Source organism: Maricaulis sp. B-26 (genome assembly GCF_056857855.1).
In genome coordinates, this window is the sequence record NZ_JBSXNX010000005.1 from 1 (window position 1) to 16,963 (window position 16,963).

General features: G+C 65.1%; 16 protein-coding genes. 3 read left to right on the plus strand and 13 right to left on the minus strand.

The window, feature by feature from the left end:
- Window positions 1–359: 359 nt before the first annotated feature.
- From AC13HB_RS00160 to AC13HB_RS00175, 4 genes are read right to left on the minus strand one after another with little or no spacing between them, the layout of a single operon-like run.
- Window positions 360–1,283: a lysophospholipid acyltransferase family protein gene (locus AC13HB_RS00160; RefSeq protein ID WP_482947690.1), complete on the minus strand. Its 924-nt coding sequence runs from the start codon at window positions 1,281–1,283 to the stop codon at window positions 360–362.
- Window positions 1,284–1,292: 9 nt separating this feature from the next.
- The gene (gene lpxK / locus AC13HB_RS00165) at window positions 1,293–2,303 is read right to left on the minus strand and encodes a tetraacyldisaccharide 4'-kinase (RefSeq protein ID WP_482947691.1); all 1,011 of its coding nucleotides are present in this window, start codon (window positions 2,301–2,303) and stop codon (window positions 1,293–1,295) included.
- A complete protein-coding gene (locus tag AC13HB_RS00170; protein WP_482947692.1) occupies window positions 2,296–3,594 on the minus strand; it encodes a 3-deoxy-D-manno-octulosonic acid transferase in 1,299 nt (432 codons plus the stop codon). The genes lpxK and AC13HB_RS00170 overlap by 8 nt, the downstream gene beginning before the upstream one ends.
- Window positions 3,591–4,349, minus strand: coding sequence for a lysophospholipid acyltransferase family protein (locus AC13HB_RS00175; RefSeq protein WP_482947693.1), 759 nt, complete (start codon window positions 4,347–4,349; stop codon window positions 3,591–3,593). Before AC13HB_RS00175 ends, AC13HB_RS00170 begins: the two co-directional genes overlap by 4 nt.
- A 103-nt stretch (window positions 4,350–4,452) precedes the next feature.
- Between AC13HB_RS00175 and AC13HB_RS00180 the strand changes: the two genes are divergently transcribed.
- Both AC13HB_RS00180 and AC13HB_RS00185 read left to right on the plus strand, forming a co-directional pair.
- A complete protein-coding gene (locus AC13HB_RS00180) occupies window positions 4,453–5,115 on the plus strand; it encodes a protein tyrosine phosphatase family protein (RefSeq protein WP_482947694.1) in 663 nt (220 codons plus the stop codon).
- 146 nt (window positions 5,116–5,261) lie between these two features.
- Window positions 5,262–6,869: an ATP-binding protein gene (locus AC13HB_RS00185; protein ID WP_482947695.1), complete on the plus strand. Its 1,608-nt coding sequence runs from the start codon at window positions 5,262–5,264 to the stop codon at window positions 6,867–6,869.
- Window positions 6,870–6,896: 27 nt separating this feature from the next.
- Here the strand turns inward: AC13HB_RS00185 and AC13HB_RS00190 are convergent, their stop codons facing one another.
- The 6 genes from AC13HB_RS00190 to AC13HB_RS00215 all read right to left on the minus strand — a co-directional run bounded on the left by AC13HB_RS00190 (window position 6,897) and on the right by AC13HB_RS00215 (window position 11,843).
- Window positions 6,897–8,660: an ABC transporter ATP-binding protein gene (locus AC13HB_RS00190; protein WP_482947696.1), complete on the minus strand. Its 1,764-nt coding sequence runs from the start codon at window positions 8,658–8,660 to the stop codon at window positions 6,897–6,899.
- An 18-nt stretch (window positions 8,661–8,678) separates the two neighbouring features.
- Window positions 8,679–8,933, minus strand: coding sequence for a DUF4170 domain-containing protein (locus AC13HB_RS00195; protein ID WP_482947697.1), 255 nt, complete (start codon window positions 8,931–8,933; stop codon window positions 8,679–8,681).
- Between the two features lie 33 nt (window positions 8,934–8,966).
- The gene (locus tag AC13HB_RS00200; RefSeq protein ID WP_482947698.1) at window positions 8,967–10,328 is read right to left on the minus strand and encodes a TldD/PmbA family protein; all 1,362 of its coding nucleotides are present in this window, start codon (window positions 10,326–10,328) and stop codon (window positions 8,967–8,969) included.
- 40 nt (window positions 10,329–10,368) lie between these two features.
- The gene (locus AC13HB_RS00205; RefSeq protein ID WP_482947699.1) at window positions 10,369–10,761 is read right to left on the minus strand and encodes an MAPEG family protein; all 393 of its coding nucleotides are present in this window, start codon (window positions 10,759–10,761) and stop codon (window positions 10,369–10,371) included.
- 30 nt (window positions 10,762–10,791) lie between these two features.
- Window positions 10,792–11,454, minus strand: coding sequence for a DsbA family oxidoreductase (locus tag AC13HB_RS00210; RefSeq protein ID WP_482947700.1), 663 nt, complete (start codon window positions 11,452–11,454; stop codon window positions 10,792–10,794).
- Window positions 11,455–11,621: 167 nt separating this feature from the next.
- Entirely contained in the window at window positions 11,622–11,843 is a 222-nt protein-coding gene (locus AC13HB_RS00215; protein ID WP_482947701.1) for a hypothetical protein, read from the minus strand.
- A 203-nt stretch (window positions 11,844–12,046) separates the two neighbouring features.
- On the opposite strand from AC13HB_RS00215, the gene AC13HB_RS00220 reads away from it, so the two are divergent.
- Window positions 12,047–12,625, plus strand: a complete 579-nt coding sequence (locus tag AC13HB_RS00220; protein ID WP_482947702.1) for a YkvA family protein — start codon at window positions 12,047–12,049, stop codon at window positions 12,623–12,625.
- A 198-nt stretch (window positions 12,626–12,823) separates the two neighbouring features.
- On the opposite strand, the gene AC13HB_RS00225 is transcribed toward AC13HB_RS00220, so the two are convergent.
- The 3 genes from AC13HB_RS00225 to AC13HB_RS00235 all read right to left on the minus strand — a co-directional run bounded on the left by AC13HB_RS00225 (window position 12,824) and on the right by AC13HB_RS00235 (window position 16,318).
- Entirely contained in the window at window positions 12,824–14,017 is a 1,194-nt protein-coding gene (locus AC13HB_RS00225) for an LL-diaminopimelate aminotransferase (protein WP_482947703.1), read from the minus strand.
- 131 nt (window positions 14,018–14,148) lie between these two features.
- Window positions 14,149–15,495 carry a dihydrolipoyl dehydrogenase family protein gene (locus AC13HB_RS00230; protein WP_482947704.1) on the minus strand — a complete coding sequence of 449 codons (1,347 nt, stop codon included), beginning with the start codon at window positions 15,493–15,495 and terminating at the stop codon, window positions 14,149–14,151.
- Between the two features lie 148 nt (window positions 15,496–15,643).
- Window positions 15,644–16,318 carry a DsbA family oxidoreductase gene (locus AC13HB_RS00235; RefSeq protein WP_482947705.1) on the minus strand — a complete coding sequence of 225 codons (675 nt, stop codon included), beginning with the start codon at window positions 16,316–16,318 and terminating at the stop codon, window positions 15,644–15,646.
- Between the last annotated feature and the right edge of the window lie 645 nt (window positions 16,319–16,963).

Consider the following 16,963-nt stretch of genomic DNA (forward strand, 5'->3'; position numbering starts at 1 on the left):
CCGGTTTCGAGAGGGAGCCCGTGAGGGCTCCGGTAAATCTCCGTGTGCAGGATGTCCCTGATGTCACTCACACTTACAGCAACACTCCGGCATCAGCCGGCATCCTGCACCCCTCATACCGCCAGGCCGGAAGGTCGTGGCGATATCGGTGCTTCAAGCTCGCCCTTGATGGGCGAGGGGGACCGCGCCGAAGGCGGGGTGGAGTGGGTGACTTCAGCAAAAAAGGAACGCTTCGCGTTTCACCCCCTCCGTCCCCATCAAGGGGAAGGACCTCGGAGATATCGCTTCGCGCCGGCCCACTTCCCCCGCGAGCGGGGGAAGAGAGACGGACGGTGACAGGGCAGGCGGGGCGAATGGCCTCAACCGGTGCGGTATACGTCCTTCGCCCAGCGGCGGTGGACCCAGAACCATTGTTCCGGCGCCTTGCGGATCTCGCTTTCCACCCATTGATTGATGCGCGTCACCGTCTCGACGATGGCGGCGGGCTTGTCGGGGTTTTGGGAGAGCTCGATCGGCTCGTGCACCTCGACCCGGAAACGCGCCCCGCCGATGCGGCGCACCGAAAGCGGAACGAGGGGGCAGCCATAGCGCATCGCCAGGCGGGTCGGACCGGGCGCGGTCATCGACGGGTGACCGAAGAAAGGGGCCTCGACCCCGTCATTCATCTTCTGGTCGTTCATCAGCGCGACGCTTTCGCCGGCCTTGAGGGCCTGCATGAGTGCCTTCGCGCCGTCGCCGCCTTTCGCCGTCAGAGTCTTGACGCCATAGCCGACGCGCATGTTCGAGATCCGCTCGTCGATCAGGAGATTGTTGGCGGGCCGGTAGGTGATGTGGCAGGGAAGCCCGGTCTGGCTGATCGCTGCAGCCGCGATCTCCCAGTTGGAGTGGTGCATCGAAATGATGACCAGGGGCTGGCCGGCATCGCGGGCCGCCTCCAGCCGTTCGCGCCCGATGAAATCGACCCGGTCGTTGAATTCTGGTCCCGCGAAGACGCCCAGATGCGGCATCTCGCCGGCGAGACGGCCGAAATTCTCCCACATTCCGCCGAGCAGCCGGTCGATTTCCGGCTCGAGGGCATTCGGGAAGCAGCGCTGCATATTGATGCGCGCAATCTTGTGCGTGGAAGTAAGCGGGCCGAGCTTGCGCAGGAGGTCCCCGGCGGCGTCGGAGGCCTTGTCTATCCCCTTGGCGCGGTACCAGGCGGCATAGGCATCCCAGGCGGCGGCTTCGAACCGCCAGCCGATACGGGTCATCAGGGACGCATTGCGCTGGGCATCAATCATGACAGGGATTTAGCCGTCCCGGGCCGTGCCGTCCATAACGTCCCGCAACAGCCCGTCCAGTGCGGCCGGGTTCGCGAACTCGGCCCGGACGGGCCAGGCGAGTATGCGTTCGCGGGCGCTTTCGGGCAGGCGGACCCAGTCTTTCTCCGTCGTGATCAGCCGGGCCGCATGATGGCCGGCGAGGCTGAACAGGCGGTCGAGGTCCGTCGCGGAATAGGGGTGATGATCCGGGAAGGTGGCCGTCTCGGCGAGCTGGCCGCCGCCCGCGACCAGTGCATCGAAGAATTTCTGCGGCCGCCCGATCCCCGCAAAGGCGAGGAGCTTGCCCTCCGGCGGCGGCGCGGAGGGGGACAGCCAGGCGTGGAAGACCGGGATTTCAAGCGCGTCGAGCCGGAGGCGGTGATAGTCCGGGATGGTGTCCCGGTCGCGGGTCATGACGATAACCGCATCCGCGCGGGCCAGCCCGGTATCGACAGGCTCGCGCAGCGGGCCGGCCGGGAAGACCGGTCCGGGGCCCCAGCCCGTTGCGTTGTCGACGACCACGATGGACAGGCTTTTTTCCAGCGTCGGATTCTGGTGGCCGTCATCCATGACGATGACGTCGCAGCCGGCTGCGGCGGCCGCTTCGGCGCCGGACGGCCGTTCGCGGCTGATCCATGCCCTGGCGCTGCGCGCGAGCAGAAGCGGCTCGTCACCGACCTCCGCGGCGGTGTGCTGCGCGACATCGACTTCGACCGGCCCCTTGAGCCGGCCGCCATAGCCGCGCGAAAGGGCGGCGGGCGTATGGCCAAATGCGGCGAGGCGCGCGAGCAGGGTTTGCGAGACCGGGGTCTTGCCGACGCCGCCGACGGTGAGATTGCCGACGCAGATGACCGGGACGGGCGCCGGGTGCGGCGTCGTGGTGCGGATGCGCCGGGCGCCTGCCCACGCGTAGAGCCAGCCGAGAGGGGTCAGCAGGGCACGCGCCAGAGCGCCCGATCCGCGCCCGCCATCGGTTCGCCAGAAGGCCGGTTCACGCATCCGTGGTCTCTCCGCCGTCCGCTTCGGGCAGGAGCTCGGCAAGCGCTTCGAGGGTGATGTCCAGGGCGCCGCCGGAGGCCTCGCGCAGGGCGGCGTCCGCATTGTAAGACGGAGGCCCTTCGCCCTTCCAGACCCGGTCCACGGCGGCGGCGATCGCTCGCGCATCCCCGGCTTCCTGCATGGCGCTGTGCTTGCGATAGGCGCGATAGAGATCTTCGAAACTGGCCACGTGCGGACCGGTAATGACCGAGCAGCCGGCCTGGCTCGCCTCGACCGGATTGTGCCCCCCGATATCCGGCTGGAGGCTGCCCGCGACGAAGGCAGCGCGCGCGATCGCAAACCAGAGCGGCATCTCGCCGAGCGTGTCCGCCAGCCAGACGGTATCCTTGGTCGCCGGAATCTCGCCTTTCGACCGGCGGGCGAAATCGACATGACGCCGTTTGAGAAGCTGGGCGAGGGCATCGCCGCGTTCCGGGTGGCGGGGCGCCAGGATCAGGAGACCGTAGGGGTGGCTGCCGAGCAGCTCCCGGTGGGCGTCCAGAATGATCTCGTCCTCGCCCTCATGCGTGGAAGCGGCGAGCCAGACCGGTCGCCCCGCAACATCGACGCGCAATTGCGAGAGTATGCGGGGAGAAGGCGGCGCCGGGGCGGCCTCCAGCTTGAGATTGCCGGACAGCTCGACCGTCTTGCCCAGCAAGTCCTCCAGCCCGTTGCGCGTTCGCGTGTCGGCGGCGCCGATCCAGTCGAAACAGCCCAGCAGGTAGCGGGCCGTATCCGCGCGGCGATTCCAGTTCCTGAGCGACTTTTCGTTCATGCGGGCATTGACGAGCGCCATAGGTATGCCGCGTTCGGCCGTCGCCGTGATCAGGTTCGGCCAGAGCTCGCTTTCCGCGAAGACCGAGAGGTCGGGGCGCCAATGGTCGAGAAAGCGGCTGACGGCGGCGGGAGTGTCGACCGGGACGTATTGGTGCCGGGCACGCTCGGGCAGGCGTTTGGCCAGGAGCTCCGCCGATGTTGTGGTACCGGTCGTGACAAGGAAATACAGGTCCGGGCGCCAAGCGGCGAGTTCGTCCACGAGGGTTGCCAGGACGAGGCTCTCGCCGACGCTCGCCCCGTGCATCCAGACCAGCGTTCCGTCCGGGCGAGGCTCGGCCGGACGGCCGAGCCGCTCATTGCGGCGCGCCGGGTCTTCCTTGCCGGACTTGGCGCGCTGCGACAGGATTGTCGGTACCAGCGACGCGACGAGCCGGGTCAGCCCGCGATACCATCCGAGGGCTGGAGGAACGCTCACGCCTGTGTCTCCGAAGACCCCGTGCCGGGGCGGTGCTCGTCCGCCGGGAGGACGTTTTCGCCGCCGACGGCTTCGTCGGCTTCACGGCTGAGCGTGTTGAGCTGGTTTTCCAAGGCCTGCCGTGCGGCCTCGAGATCGGCCTGGCTCGCATCCGCGGCAACATGGATGGGCGTGCCCCAGATGATGATGCCGCGTGTGAAATAGTGCGGCAGCATGTGATGATCCCAGGCCCGGCGGAGGATCGTCTTGCGGCGTGTCGACCAGGTGAAGGGGAGTATGGGGACGCCGGTGTCGCGAGCCATCCGGACGGCGCCGAAGCCGGCTCGCATGCGGGGACCGCGGGGACCATCGGGCGTAACCGCGCCGCAGCCGCCGCCCGACAGATGTTTCACCATGGCGCGATAGGCGGCCTCGCCGCCCTTGTTGGCTTCCGGCTTGCGGGCATTGCGCGAGGAGCCGCGTACCACGCCGACCTTGTACCAGCGGGCAAAGCGGGAGCCGATATCGCCTTCGCGCGAGCGGGAGGCGAGGGCGATCATGCGGTCGCGCTGCCGGTTCCAGCCTTGCAGCGCCATCAGGACGCGCCCGTGCCAAACGCAACCGAGTATGGCCTGGCGCTCGTCCCAGATCTGCTGAGGGATATGCGCATTGCGGACTTCCCACCGGATCGAATGACGAACGGTTTCAACATAAATCAGAGCGAGGAAGGCTACCAGTTCCTGCGCCCAGGCTTGGGAAAGAAGTCGTTTAAGCATCGCGGCCCCTAGCTCACCCCCACCGGCGAAAACGTCAAGCACGGCGCGCGGTTGCTTCGCCGGGCTGCTCAGCCTAAATGCCTCGCAGCAGGAAAGACATCTTATGCCCTACGACCTCACCGATCCGAAAGACCGTCAGCGCGCCTGGAGCGATTATCTGTGGAAGGATCACGGCATCCTGCGACAGCGCTTTCACAATATGCACGAGGTCGGCGGCGGTATGTGGCGGGCCAATCAGCCGTCTCCGGACCGGCTGGAGCATCTGGCCGGACAGGGCTTCAAGACCATCCTGAATATTCGCGGTACCCAGCCGGGCGTCTGTTATTACGATCTCGAGCGAGAGGCCTGCGAGCGACTGGGTCTGACCATGATCGACATGCCGTTCGGGTCCCGGGAAGCGCCCTATGTCGACCGGATGCAGCGGGCCGTCCGGATATTCGACGAGATCGCCTATCCCGCGCTCATCCATTGCAAGTCCGGCGCGGACCGCGCGGGCCTGATCTCGGTCCTCTACTGCCTGACCCGGCTGAAGCTGCCCTATGACGAGGCGATCCAGCATCTGTCGCTGAAATACCTGCATGTCAAAGCCGGCAAGACAGGGGTGCTCGACTATTTCTTCGAGACCTACCGTGCCTACAACGAGAAGGCGCCGATCGATTTCATGCAATGGGTCGAAACGGTCTACGATCGAGACGAAGTGCAGTCCGGATTCATGTCGAGCTGGTGGGGCAACTTCCTGACGGAACGGGTGCTTCGGCGCGAGTAGCCGGCATCAGATTTTTTATAACTACCGGAATCATCACATATGACGACTCGTTTTCCACAGGTCTGAGTCACATTAACCCTCGTTAACCACGTTCAAGGCGCGCCGTTGTTGCGGTGCGCTCCAGCGCGTCACGGAGGGGCGGCGAAATGCCGGATCTGTCGGTTCGAGTGGACAGGACGAATGAAAGACTGAACCGGATGAATTTCCTGCTTTCACGGGAATCCGGAGCACCCTTTCTCAAGGCATTCGTCCAGCAGGCGGGCGAAATTTTCGCCGCGGATTGCGTCTTCCTCGCCCGGATCGATGCCAACAGCACCCGGATGCATACGCTGCACGTCTCGTCGAGCGGGGATTTCTCCGAGAATTTCTGCTACCTGATCGCCGGCACGCCCTGTGCCGAGGTGATGGAGAACGGTGCCACGGTCTATGAGGACCGCCTCGCCTCTCACTTCCCGCGCGATTTCGCCGTGAGTGAGATGGGCATGCAGGCCTATGTCGGGGTGCCGCTCTATGACGGTGCCCGGGCGATCGGGATCGCGGTCGCACTGTTCAAGCGTCCCATCGATATCGGCGACGAAGTGCTCGCCGTCTTCAATCATTACCGCCGCCGTCTCACCAGCGTGATCCTGGCGCGTGAGACCGACGAGCGCGCAGCACTGGCCATCAAGGGGACGTCGGACGGCATTATCGACTGGTGCGTCGAGACGGACGAGATTTATATCTCGCCGCGCGGCCGCGAACTGCTCGGCTATCAGGCGCGCGAATTCACCGGCACCTCCAATCATTTCCTCAATCTGCTCCACTGCGATGACAAGCCGCGTTTCGAGTCGCTGATGAAGGGGCATTTCGCGAGCGGGCGGCCCTTCGATCTGTCGGTTCGTCTGCGCGTGGTCGGCGGCACTCATCGCTGGTTTCGCGTACGAGCGGAGGCGGTCCGGTCGCCGGAGGGCGATCCGATCCGGCTCGTCGGCGCGATGACGGATATCCACGATCTCGTCGAAGCCCGCCAGCAGGCAACGGAAGCCAGCCGCGCCAAGTCGAAATTCATCGCCACGATGAGCCATGAGATCCGCACGCCGCTCAATGGCGTACTCGGCATGTCCTCGCTGCTCGCAAGCACGGAGCTGGACGCCGCCCAGCGCGAGATGCTCGGCAATATCGAGAAGTCAGGCCGGGACTTGCTGGATATCCTCAACGACATTCTGGACCTCGCGAATATCGAGTCGGGACGTTTCGAGGTACAGGACGACACCTATAACCCGTCCCAGCTGCTGTCGAACGTGATCGGCCCCTATCGCCTGAAGGCCGGCGAGAAGGGGCTGAACCTGCATCTGGAAATCGACCCTTGCGCCGATATCGACGTGGTCGGCGACCCGGCGCGTATCCGCCAGATTCTGTCCAACCTTCTTTCCAATGCGGTCAAGTTCACCGAGCGCGGCGAAATCCGCGTGCGTGGCCTGGTCCGCCAGAACGAAACCGGCAGCCATGACGTGATCTTCGAGATGGCGGATACCGGTCCCGGCATGGATCCCGACCTGATGAGCCGGATCTTCATGCCCTTCACCCAGGGCGAGTCCGAGATGAGCCGCAAGCATGGCGGTACCGGTCTGGGCTTGCCGATCGCACGCAAGCTCGCCGAGCTGATGGGCGGGGATATCCGTGTGGAAAGCGCACCGGGCGCCGGGGCTGTCTTCACCGTTCACCTGCCGGCCGCATCGCCGCATGGCGGCGTGGGCGATGTCGCGGCGGAGTAATAGCCGGTCTTCTGGACCGTATGCGCGTCAAGCCTTGCCCGTATCTTCACCGAACTGCATGCGGCAGAGCTTGGCGTACAAGCCGCCTTGCGCGACGAGTTCGTCATGCTTGCCCTGTTCGCGGACGCGGCCCTCTTCCATGACATAGATCCAGTCGGCTTCCCGCACGGTCGAGAGGCGGTGGGCGATGACAAGGCTCGTGCGTCCTTCGGACAGGCGTTCGAGGGCGGCCTGAACCTTCCGCTCGGATTCGGTGTCGAGTGCGCTCGTGGCCTCGTCCAACAGCAGGATCGGCGCGTTCTTCAGGATGGCTCTGGCGATCGACAGGCGTTGCCGCTGCCCGCCGGAGAGATTGCTGCCGCGCGGCCCCACCGGGCTGTCGTACCCGTCGGGCAGGTCCATGATGAAGTCATGCGCATCGGCGGCCCTGGCGGCGGCGATGATCGCATCGTCCTCGGCCTCGAGATCGCCGAAGGCGATATTGGCGCGGACCGTGTCGTCGAACAGGGTCACATCCTGGCTTACAAGCGCCATCGCCTTGCGCAGCGATCCGATCGACACAGAGCGTACATCCGTTCCGTCGATCCGGACCGAGCCTGATTGCGGGTCATAGAGACGCGGCAGGAGATTGAGCACGGTGGATTTGCCGGAGCCCGAAGGACCCACAAGAGCGATCGTCTGGCCCGGTTCGGCCTTCAGGGAGACGTTGTGCAGGGCATGCGTCCCGTCCGGATAGGCAAAGGCGACATGGTCCAGCTCGACCCGGCCCTGGCTCACCCTTAGCGCCGGCGCGTCGATGGCTGCCGTGACTTCCGGTATTTCGTCCAGCACGGTGAAGATGCGGTCGAGGGCCGCAAAGCCCTCCTGTACCACAGCATTCAGGGTGCCGAGCGCCCGGATGGCCGGTGCCATGACTCCGACGCCGGCGATCACGCCGAAAATGGCGTCGACGCCGGTCTCGCCATTGATCAGGCGCCAGCCGGAAAAGGCGATCATGCCGGCAAATCCCAGGCCGCCGACGATCTCCAGAATCGGATCGACGCGGGCCTTGTTCTCGGTCAGTGAGAGCAGGAGTTTCAGCCGGTCGAGAAATGAGCGGTTGGCGCGACGGGTTTCGTAGTCTTCCAGCCCGTAGGTCTTCACCATGCGCGTGCCGGAGAAGCTTTCTTCCAGAAGGCTGGTCACTGTGCCCATCTGCTGCTGCGCGGTACTGGACGTCTTGCGCATGCGCTGGCCGATCCGGATCACCGGGCTCGCCGCGACCGGATAGACGAGCAGGATGAGCAGTGTGAGCTGCCAGTCCCAGTAAAGCATCCAGCCGACCGCACCGACAATGGTCAGCGTATCGCGCAGGAGATTGTTGGCGAGCCGGACCAGGGTCTCGCGCAGCACCGTCATGTCGTTGGTGAAGCGCGAGATCAGCGTGCCGACGCTCTCAGACTGCAGTCGTGCGAAGTCGGCCCGGACCAGTTTGGCGTACATGGCTTCCTGCAGGGCCTGAATGGTCAGCAGGGAGAGCTTGTTGGTCTGAATGGTCTGCAGATAGAGGCTGACGCCTCGGGTCGCGCCGACGCCGAGAATGACCCAGGGCGCGAGGGTCAGTGCTCGCGGATCGGCGGCATTGAGCAGGCTGATCACCCAGCCGACCAGGCCGGCATAGCCGGAGGCCGCTGCCGCCGTGATGGCCGACAGCAGGATGGCGAGGGCAAGGAGGCGCCAGCGCGGCGCGATCCAGTCCCGCCAGAGCCGGCCTCCGAGCGCGCCGGTCGATTGGGTTTGGGGTTCGCTCAACGCGCCGGGCCGGGTTCGCTAGTCGGCCTTCTTCTCGGCCGACGGGTCGAGAAGCTTGTGGGCGTGAATGATGAAATAGCGCATATGGGCGTTATCCACCGTGCGCTGGGCGGCACCTTTCCAGGCGGCGCGCGCTTCTTCATAGCTGCCGAAGGCGCCGACGAAATCGACATTGTCGAGATCCTTGAATTCGCAATTGTGCGGGTCGACGCAGACCAGCTCGCCACCGATGACGAGGTGCAGGAGCTGGTTGTTGATCTTGGTCTTGTCCATGGATGGGGGCTCCGGGTTCAGGCTTCGGCGGTCTTAAAGACCACCGATTGATATGGCGTCAATGAAAACGCTGGGGCTGTTCACCGCACCGCGGAATTCCAGATCGTCTGCGGGGACGATGCGGCCGAACAGGTCGATCAGGTTCCCGGCAACGGTAATTTCGCTGACCGGGTGGTCGATCCTGCCGCCGGCGATGCGATAGCCGGACACACCGACCGACCAGTCGCCGGTATTGGCGTTCAGCGACGGGCCGAACATTTCCATGACCAGTACGCCTTCATCGATCGCGCCGATAAGGTCCGCGCGGCTCTTTTGTCCGGCATGGAGATGGAGATTGGTCGGGCCGGCGCCGGGCGGGCCGCCCATATTGCGGCGGGCATGGCCGTTGGGCTCAAGGCCGAGCTGGCGGGCGGAGGCAGAGTTGAGGAACCAGCCCGTCAGCCGGCCGTCGGCAATGATGTCGCTCTTGCCATTGACCGTCCCCTCGCCGTCGAAGGGCGCCGAGCCGTGACCCCAGGCCCGATGCGGATCGTCGGTAATGGTGATGCCCGGGGCGAAAATCTGCTCGCCCATCTTCTCGCGCAGGAAGGACACGCCGCGGGCGATGGACGGCCCGCTGATGGCGCCGGTCAGCGCGCTCAGGAAGGCCGTGGCGACGCGGCGGTCGAAAACGACCGGCTTCACGCCGCTGGCGATTTTCTTCGGGCCGACACGCCGCGCTGTCCGCTCGCCGGCCTCGCGGCCGACCACATCCGTATCGCGCAGATCGGTAATCCGGCGGGCACTGGTGGCGTCGTAATCGCGCTCCATGGCCCCGTCCTTTTCGGCTATGACGGAGACACCCCAGCCGAAATGGCTCTTGCGCCAGCCCGCATTGAAGCCGGTCGTGGTGGCATAGGCCGCCGCGCCCTGGCCGAAGCTCGCAAAGGCCGCATCGGTCTTGGTGACGCCCTCGACCGCCCGGGCGGCATCCTCGACCGCCTTGGCACGGGCTTCCAGTTCGTCCGGCGACCACTGGACGTCCTCGAAGAGGTCGATCTGCGGCGGCTCGAGGCAGAGACGTTCCTCGTCCGCGAGCCCGGCCCAGGGATCCTCGGGTGCGGCCTTCGCCATGGTCACGGCCCGTTCGACAGCCATGCGCCGGCCCGCTTCGGACAGGTCGGAGAAGGCGACCCCGGCCTGGCGCTTGCCGACCAGGACCCGGACGCCGGCATCGAGCGATTCCGAGCCTTCCACATCCTCGAGCCGGCCGTCCCTTACGGACGCCTCGCGGTGCCGGGATTCGCCGAGCAGGGCCTCGGCGGCATCGGCACCGGATTTCCGGGCGAGGGCGATCAGGTCGTCTGCGATGGATTGCAGGCGGGCGGGATCGGGGGCGTTGCGAGCTTGGGTCATGGGCGGGCTATAGCGCCGGGCGGGCGTTGCGGGCAATGGCTTAGGTGACAGCGGCGAAGATGAGGAGGCCGGCACTGGCCAGAATCATCAGCCAGGTCAGCAGCGTGCCGATGAAACGGCCCATAGAGACCCCGGCCTTGCTCAGCAGGCCGTAGGCGTGCAGGCCGCGACCCAGCGTCAGGGCGAAGCCCAGCACGTGGATGATCATCGGGCTCGTGTCGAGCAGGGCCAGGAGGGCGAGCGCGATCAGCCCGACCGGGATGTATTCCACCGCATTGCCATGGACGCGGCAGGCCTGTTCCAGGCCGGCGTCTTCGCCGGTTCCGATACTGACTTTTGCGCGCTGCCGGTGCCGGGTGACATTATAGGCGAGCAGGATGACGAGAAGCAGGTTGAGCGCGGCATAGAGCGCGACGCCTTCGAGTGCGGACATTATGGTCTCCCCCGTTTGAATGTCGGTGCGTTATTCTGTTTCGGCCGGTTCCTTTACGGCCTGCCGGATGGCATCCGCGAGGACGCCGGTCTCCTGCGCGCCGGACACGGCGAAACGGCCGTTGAAGATATAGGTGGGCACGCCGCTTACGCCGAGCTTGCGGTAAAACAGCTCTTCTTCCCAGACCGCTTTTTCGTCGCGCTCGGTTCCCAGCAGGTCGCTGACGACCTTGCGCTCGAGGCCGGCTTCCTCGGCCAGCTCGGCCAGGACAGCACGGTCGCCGATATCGCGGCCCTCCGCGAAAAAGGCCGAGAACAGCGCTTCCGCCATCTTGCCGGACACGCCCTGTCCTCCGGCCCAGCGCATCAGGCGATGAGCGTCCAGCGTGTTGGGCCGGACGGCGATATCGTCGAAGCGGAACGCGATGCCGGCCGCGGGTGCGGCGTCTTCCAGATAGGCGCGCATCTGCTTCCAGCGCTCGCTCGCCTCGGGGCCGGAGAATTTCGACTTCATGTAGTCGCGATAGGGCTGGCCGCCGCGCGGCAGGGTCGGATCGAGCTGATAGGGCCGCCAGATGGTCTCGACGGAGACCTCGGGCACATCCTTCACGGCAGCGTCCCAGTTGCGCTTGCCGAGCCAGCACCAGGGGCAGACGAGGTCGGCGACGATGTCGACGGTAACGGATTGGGTCATGGCCTTCAGTTAGGCCGTTTCGCGGGGAAATGCGAGAGGGGTGCGGTCATCGCGGGATAACGGATTTGCGTGCCGGTTCGTCATCCCCCCGCATCGACTACACGCCAATGGAGACAACGGGCGAGGGGATGACGCCCACCGGCCACCCGCCGATTTCGGGAGCCCGGCTAGACGGTGATGTCCAGCAGGGTATCCGTCATGTCGCTAGCGACCTTGACCATGGCCGCGGAGGCGGCGTGCGCATGTTCAGCGCGTTTCACCGCGATCATGGCCTGAATGACGCCTTCCTCTCCCTTCGATGCCGCGTGGACGACATTCTGGGCAGCCGCACCGGCCTGGTTCTGGGCAGCGATCATGCCGGCGGCGGCGGTATTGAAGGCGATATTCATGCTCGAAGACTACCACGCGACCCGGTCGCTCCGGAGCGTGATCTGGCTGCGTGGTTAAGACGGCGTAAGCAAGGCGCGCAGGCCGGGACGGCCCGGATCGGGCGTCCCGGGGGACCGGGATCGCCCCGTTCCCGCTATCGGGGGACGGGGCGGCATGGGAGAAGAGGCCATCATCAATTGGCAATCAAAGGTGCCCGCACATCATGACCTCCACGTCCACCGAGACCCTCAAAGTCGAGTTCGAACTGTCCCAGGCGGACCTCGACTTTTTCCGGGAGCAGCTCGACCGGTCCAGCGAAGCTTTCGCCGAGGCCGATGAGGGCCGCGTTCTGGCGGGCGTTGCCGACATGATGGACAAGGCGCTGGCCTCCAAACCGCCGGCATTCGTCAAGTCGCGCATCCGCAAGCTCGGCCCGCTGATCGCCATGCTCGACGACGGCGACTGGAAGCTGGAAGGCGAGGACCGCGAGCGTATCGTCAATACGCTGGCCTATTTCGCCGACCCGGACGACCTCATCCCCGATGCGACGCCCGGTATCGGGTATGTCGACGATGCCATCATGATCGAGATCGTTACGGCCGGTCTGGCTCCGGAACTGGAAGCCTATGCGGACTTCGTCGCCCACCGCGACGAGCTGGAAGCGCAGAAGCCGGAAGCCAAGCCGATGCCCTCCCTGACCGAAGCGCGCGATGTGATGCAGGCGCGGATGCGCCGCCGCCGTTCGCGGGCCAAGGCGGGTGGCATCTGGGCTCACTCCACGGTGATCCGTCACTATTTCTAGGACTTTTCTCGCCGGCTTTACGCCCCATCCCGGCCGGTGTGACCGATCCGGGCCGTCTCAGACGGCCCGGATTTTGGTTTTGGGGTCCCATTAAGGCGGCGTCGGCCCACGCCCCTGGCCCAAACATCCGCAAGGGTACCATTCTGGGTGGTTGGGCCGGGGGCGTGGGCTGGCCACGGACTTTCACCATAAACCGTCTCAGACGGCCCGGATTTTCGGTTGTCTGGTCTTGAGAAAGTCCGCCACGCCGCGGGCGGCCTGGCGGATGCGTTGCTCGTTCTCCACGAGGGCGAGGCGCACATAGCCTTCGCCGTGCTCGCCGAAACCTATGCCCGGGGCGACGGCGACGCCGGCCTCCTCCATCAACTGCTTGGAAAATTCCAGCGAACCCATCTCCTCGCAGCCGGCGGGCAGCGGCGCCCAGGCGAACATGGAGGCGTCGGGTGGCGGGATATCCCAGCCGGCCCGGCCGAAACTTTCCACCAGAGCGTCGCGGCGGTGCTTGTAGATCGCCCGGGCGTCGTCGACGCAGTCCTGCGGGCCGTCCAGTGCGGCGCAGGCGGCGACCTGTACCGGCGTATAGGCGCCGTAATCGAGATAGGATTTCACCCGCGCCAGAGCGCCCACCAGTTTTTCTGATCCGGCGGCGAAGCCGACGCGGAAACCGGCCATGGAATAGGTCTTGGACATGGAGGTGAACTCGATCGTCCGCTCGCGTGCGCCCTCGACCTGGAGCATGGAAGGTGGCGGCGTGTCCCCGAAATAGATCTCGGCATAGGCGAGATCGGAGAGGATGAGCAGATCGTGCTTCTGCGCGAACTTGACCACGTCCTTGTAGAAATCGAGCGAGGCCGTTTGCGCCGTCGGATTGGACGGAAAGCAGACCACGACCGCGATCGGGCTGGGGACCGAGTGCCGCGCCGCATGCTCAAGGCCGCGCAGATAGGCGTCCGGCGAGGGCGCCTCGACATGACGGATCGTGCCGCCGGCGATAAGGAAGCCGAAGGTGTGAATCGGATAGGACGGGCTGGGCGAGAGGATGACATCGCCCGGCGCGGTGATGGCCTGGGCGAGATTGGCGAAGCCTTCCTTGGAACCCAGCGTGACGATCACTTCGCGGTCCGGATCGAGATCCACGTCGAAGCGTCGCTTGTAATAGCGCGCCTGCGCCTTGCGCAGTCCGGGAATGCCGCGGGAGGCCGAATACTGGTTGGTGCGCGGTTTCTCCGCCGTCTCCTTGAGCTTGTCGAGAATGTGAGGCGGGGTCGGCAGATCGGGATTTCCCATCCCGAAATCGATGATATCCGCACCATTTGCCCGCAATTCAGCCTTCAGGCGATTCACTTCTTCGAATACATAAGGCGGCAAGCGCTTGGTGCGGTGAAATTCCATCGTCGAACTCGCTAGTTTCGAATTATTTCCCATGAAAAGCATACCCACGCATTAACGCAAGAGCCTGCTTTCAGTTTGGGGCGTGAGCGAGGCGAGTTCGTGCCGGGAGCGGGGCGCCAAGGCCCCCTCCTTCAAAGCAGGTTTTTCACGTCCGAGGCGAAGCTCGGAAAGGCGTAGATCGTCTCCTTCAGCGCCGAGGCCGCAATGCCGTGTTTCATCGCGAAGGCGAAGAGGTGGATGAGATCGTCGGCATGGTGTCCGACCATATGGGCGCCGAGGATGCGGTCCGTGTCTTCATCCACGAGGACTTTCGACCAGGCTGCTGTCTCGGCATAGGACTTTCCGGAGAACCAGCCCGACATGTCATTGACGGCCACGCGGAGATTGCCGGTCTTTTCGCGGGCCCCGGCTTCGGTCAGACCCACGCTGGCAAAGCTCGGAACGGTGTAAACACTGCTGGGAATGGCGAAATAGTCCGGGGCGGTCGTCGTGCCTTCGATGATATTGCGGCCGACGGTCTGGCCTTCATGGGTCGCGATCGGCGAAAGCTGGGCCGAGTGGACGAGCGCGTCGCCCGCGACCCAGACAGATGGATTGCTGGTCGACTGAAGATGCGGGTGCACATCGATACGGACGCCGTCATGCACGAGGCCGGCTGCCTTCAGATCCAGTCCGTCGACATTGGCGACACGGCCCGCGCCATTGATCACGGCATCGGCGTCGACCGTGTGTTCCTGGTCGTCGAGCTCGAACACGACCTGCCGCCGCGCTCCGGCTTTAAGGACGGCTTTCACCGAAACGCCGGTAAGAACGGTCACGCCCAGGCGCTCGGTCTCGGCCCGCACTTGCGCAACCGCGTCCACATCCATGCGCGGCAGCAATTGCGGCATCGCTTCCAGGATCGTCACCTTGGTTCCGGCACGGGCGTAGACGTGGGAAAATTCCATCGCGATCACGCCGCCGCCGATGAAGACGACCTCGTCCGGCTGTTCGCGTTGGGAGAGTATCTCGTCGGAGGTGATCAACAGCTCCGCGCCGGGCAGGGACAGGGGGCGCGGCTTGGAGCCGGTGGCGATAATGATGTCCCTGGCTTCCAGAATGTCGTCGCCGACAGCGACCGTGTTTGTGCCGGTAAAGCGTGCGCGTCCGCGATAGACGTCGCCGCGCTTTTCGGCGACGCCGGTCATGGCCCCGGGGATGAATCCGATCATCTCGTCCTTGCGGTCGATCAGTGCCGCCCAGTCGAGTTTCGGCGTGCCGACCTCGATCCCGTGCGCAGAGGCGCGGGCGATGGCATCGAGCGACGCGGCCGCGGCCACCAGAACCTTTTTCGGCGTACAGCCGCGATTGGGGCAGGTTCCGCCGAAGGCGTCCTCTTCGATGAAAGCGATGGATTTGCCGCCCTCGGCCAGAACCGAGGAGGCGCCGAAACCGGCATTGCCGCCACCGATGATGATGACGTCATAGACCTTGTGCATGTCGGGAGCTCCGCCTGTTGTTGATTGGCGCCTCAGGTGGGAGGCGGCCCCGTCACCGGCAATGTTCCGGGCGCTCACCGGGCGATGACGATTTCGCGAGGCGCGCGTCGTTCATCCACTGGCCTGGAGGGAGGTCTGGCACTATTTCTCAGCACCAGCTGGCGTCTTCGCTGGCCGGGCTGCGCAGCAGTTCCTGGACATTGGCTTCGATCAGCCTGTAACCGACATTGCCGAACAGGGTCTGGCGGCCTTCATTGAGGACCAGGGTCGGGCTGCCGGTGATGCCCAGCTGACCGCACAGATGATAGTCGGCGGCGAGGCGCGCCACAGCTTCCGATGAGCGGATCCTCTTCGCGACCGCTTCCGGGTCGATACCGGTTTCCTCAAGCACCGCATCGAGAACGGACCAGTCGGAAATGTCCCGGGCCTCTTCGAAAAACGCCCGCCGCATGGCCCAGTCGGCCCGGGTGGAAAGGCGTGCCCGCCAGGGCAAATTCGCATCCTCGATCAACTGGACGGCCTTGAGGTAGAGATGGGGCGCCGACGAGCTGCGCGGTCGTGCCGTCTGCCAGAGGTCGGGGTGCAGGCTGATATGGGGAAAATCCGCCGCGACTTTGTGCAGATGCCGGCCGAAGGCCTCGAAACCGTCATCGGCGCCCCATTTGTCCACTATCTTGCTCCAGGCATCCGGAAAGACCGAGCAATATCGCGTCTCGATCTCTATATCGTCCCCATACTGCTCGATCAGCTCCTCCACACGCCTGTGTCCGAGAAAGGCCCAGACACACAGCGTGTCGGAAAAATGGGTGATACGAACGGCCATGGGACGCACTCCTTCTGCTGGGAGGATTATGTGCCGGACGGGTAAGTGCATGACCATGCGGCAAATGGGGGCGGGCCTGTGATCCCGATGTACTTGCACACGCCGCCTATCGGCTTTCCCCGCGGGAGAAAGTGTCTGATCTCACGGCAGTCCGCTTCGCGGACGCCTCCGATGGGGCGGCCCATAAGGGCCGGCGCGCAGTCGCGGTTGCGAGACCGGTGGTCCCGGGTGTCAGCGCCGCTTTCGTCTTCCCCCGCCGGGGGGGAAGTGGGCCGCGGCAAGGCCGCGGGCCGAAGGGGGGTATCGGCGTCTCATCCTGCACCATTCCCCCTCCGTCCCTGCGGGACACCTCCCCCGGCGGGGGAGGACGAAACACCGATAGCGCCACGGCGTTTCCGCCTGGCGGTATGAGGGGTGCAGGATGCCGGCTGATGCCGGAGTGTTGCTGTAAGTGTGAGTGACATCAGGGACATCCTGCACACGGAGATTTACTGGAGACCCTCGCGGGCTCCCTCTCGAAACCGGTCTGGACAGACAGTCAGCGCTTTTGCTGCCTCTCCGAACCGATGGCCACCACCGGGCCCTGTCGCGGTCAGCCGACAGGGACGGGCAGGCTCCGTACTCCCCGCACCCCCGGCGAACCAG

Bases quoted from the DNA above. Each gene is read 5' to 3' on its own strand.
- AC13HB_RS00230 (WP_482947704.1), bottom strand. From the start codon at position 15,495: ATGCACAAGGTCTATGACGTCATCATCATCGGTGGCGGCAATGCCGGT.
- AC13HB_RS00210 (WP_482947700.1), bottom strand. From the start codon at position 11,454: ATGACCCAATCCGTTACCGTCGACATCGTCGCCGACCTCGTCTGCCCC.
- AC13HB_RS00175 (WP_482947693.1), bottom strand. From the start codon at position 4,349: ATGCTTAAACGACTTCTTTCCCAAGCCTGGGCGCAGGAACTGGTAGCC.
- lpxK (WP_482947691.1), bottom strand. From the start codon at position 2,303: ATGCGTGAACCGGCCTTCTGGCGAACCGATGGCGGGCGCGGATCGGGC.
- AC13HB_RS00180 (WP_482947694.1), top strand. From the start codon at position 4,453: ATGCCCTACGACCTCACCGATCCGAAAGACCGTCAGCGCGCCTGGAGC.
- AC13HB_RS00235 (WP_482947705.1), bottom strand. From the start codon at position 16,318: ATGGCCGTTCGTATCACCCATTTTTCCGACACGCTGTGTGTCTGGGCC.
- AC13HB_RS00225 (WP_482947703.1), bottom strand. From the start codon at position 14,017: ATGGAATTTCACCGCACCAAGCGCTTGCCGCCTTATGTATTCGAAGAA.
- AC13HB_RS00185 (WP_482947695.1), top strand. From the start codon at position 5,262: ATGCCGGATCTGTCGGTTCGAGTGGACAGGACGAATGAAAGACTGAAC.
- AC13HB_RS00200 (WP_482947698.1), bottom strand. From the start codon at position 10,328: ATGACCCAAGCTCGCAACGCCCCCGATCCCGCCCGCCTGCAATCCATC.
- AC13HB_RS00215 (WP_482947701.1), bottom strand. From the start codon at position 11,843: ATGAATATCGCCTTCAATACCGCCGCCGCCGGCATGATCGCTGCCCAG.
- AC13HB_RS00220 (WP_482947702.1), top strand. From the start codon at position 12,047: ATGACCTCCACGTCCACCGAGACCCTCAAAGTCGAGTTCGAACTGTCC.
- AC13HB_RS00160 (WP_482947690.1), bottom strand. From the start codon at position 1,283: ATGATTGATGCCCAGCGCAATGCGTCCCTGATGACCCGTATCGGCTGG.
- AC13HB_RS00205 (WP_482947699.1), bottom strand. From the start codon at position 10,761: ATGTCCGCACTCGAAGGCGTCGCGCTCTATGCCGCGCTCAACCTGCTT.
- AC13HB_RS00195 (WP_482947697.1), bottom strand. From the start codon at position 8,933: ATGGACAAGACCAAGATCAACAACCAGCTCCTGCACCTCGTCATCGGT.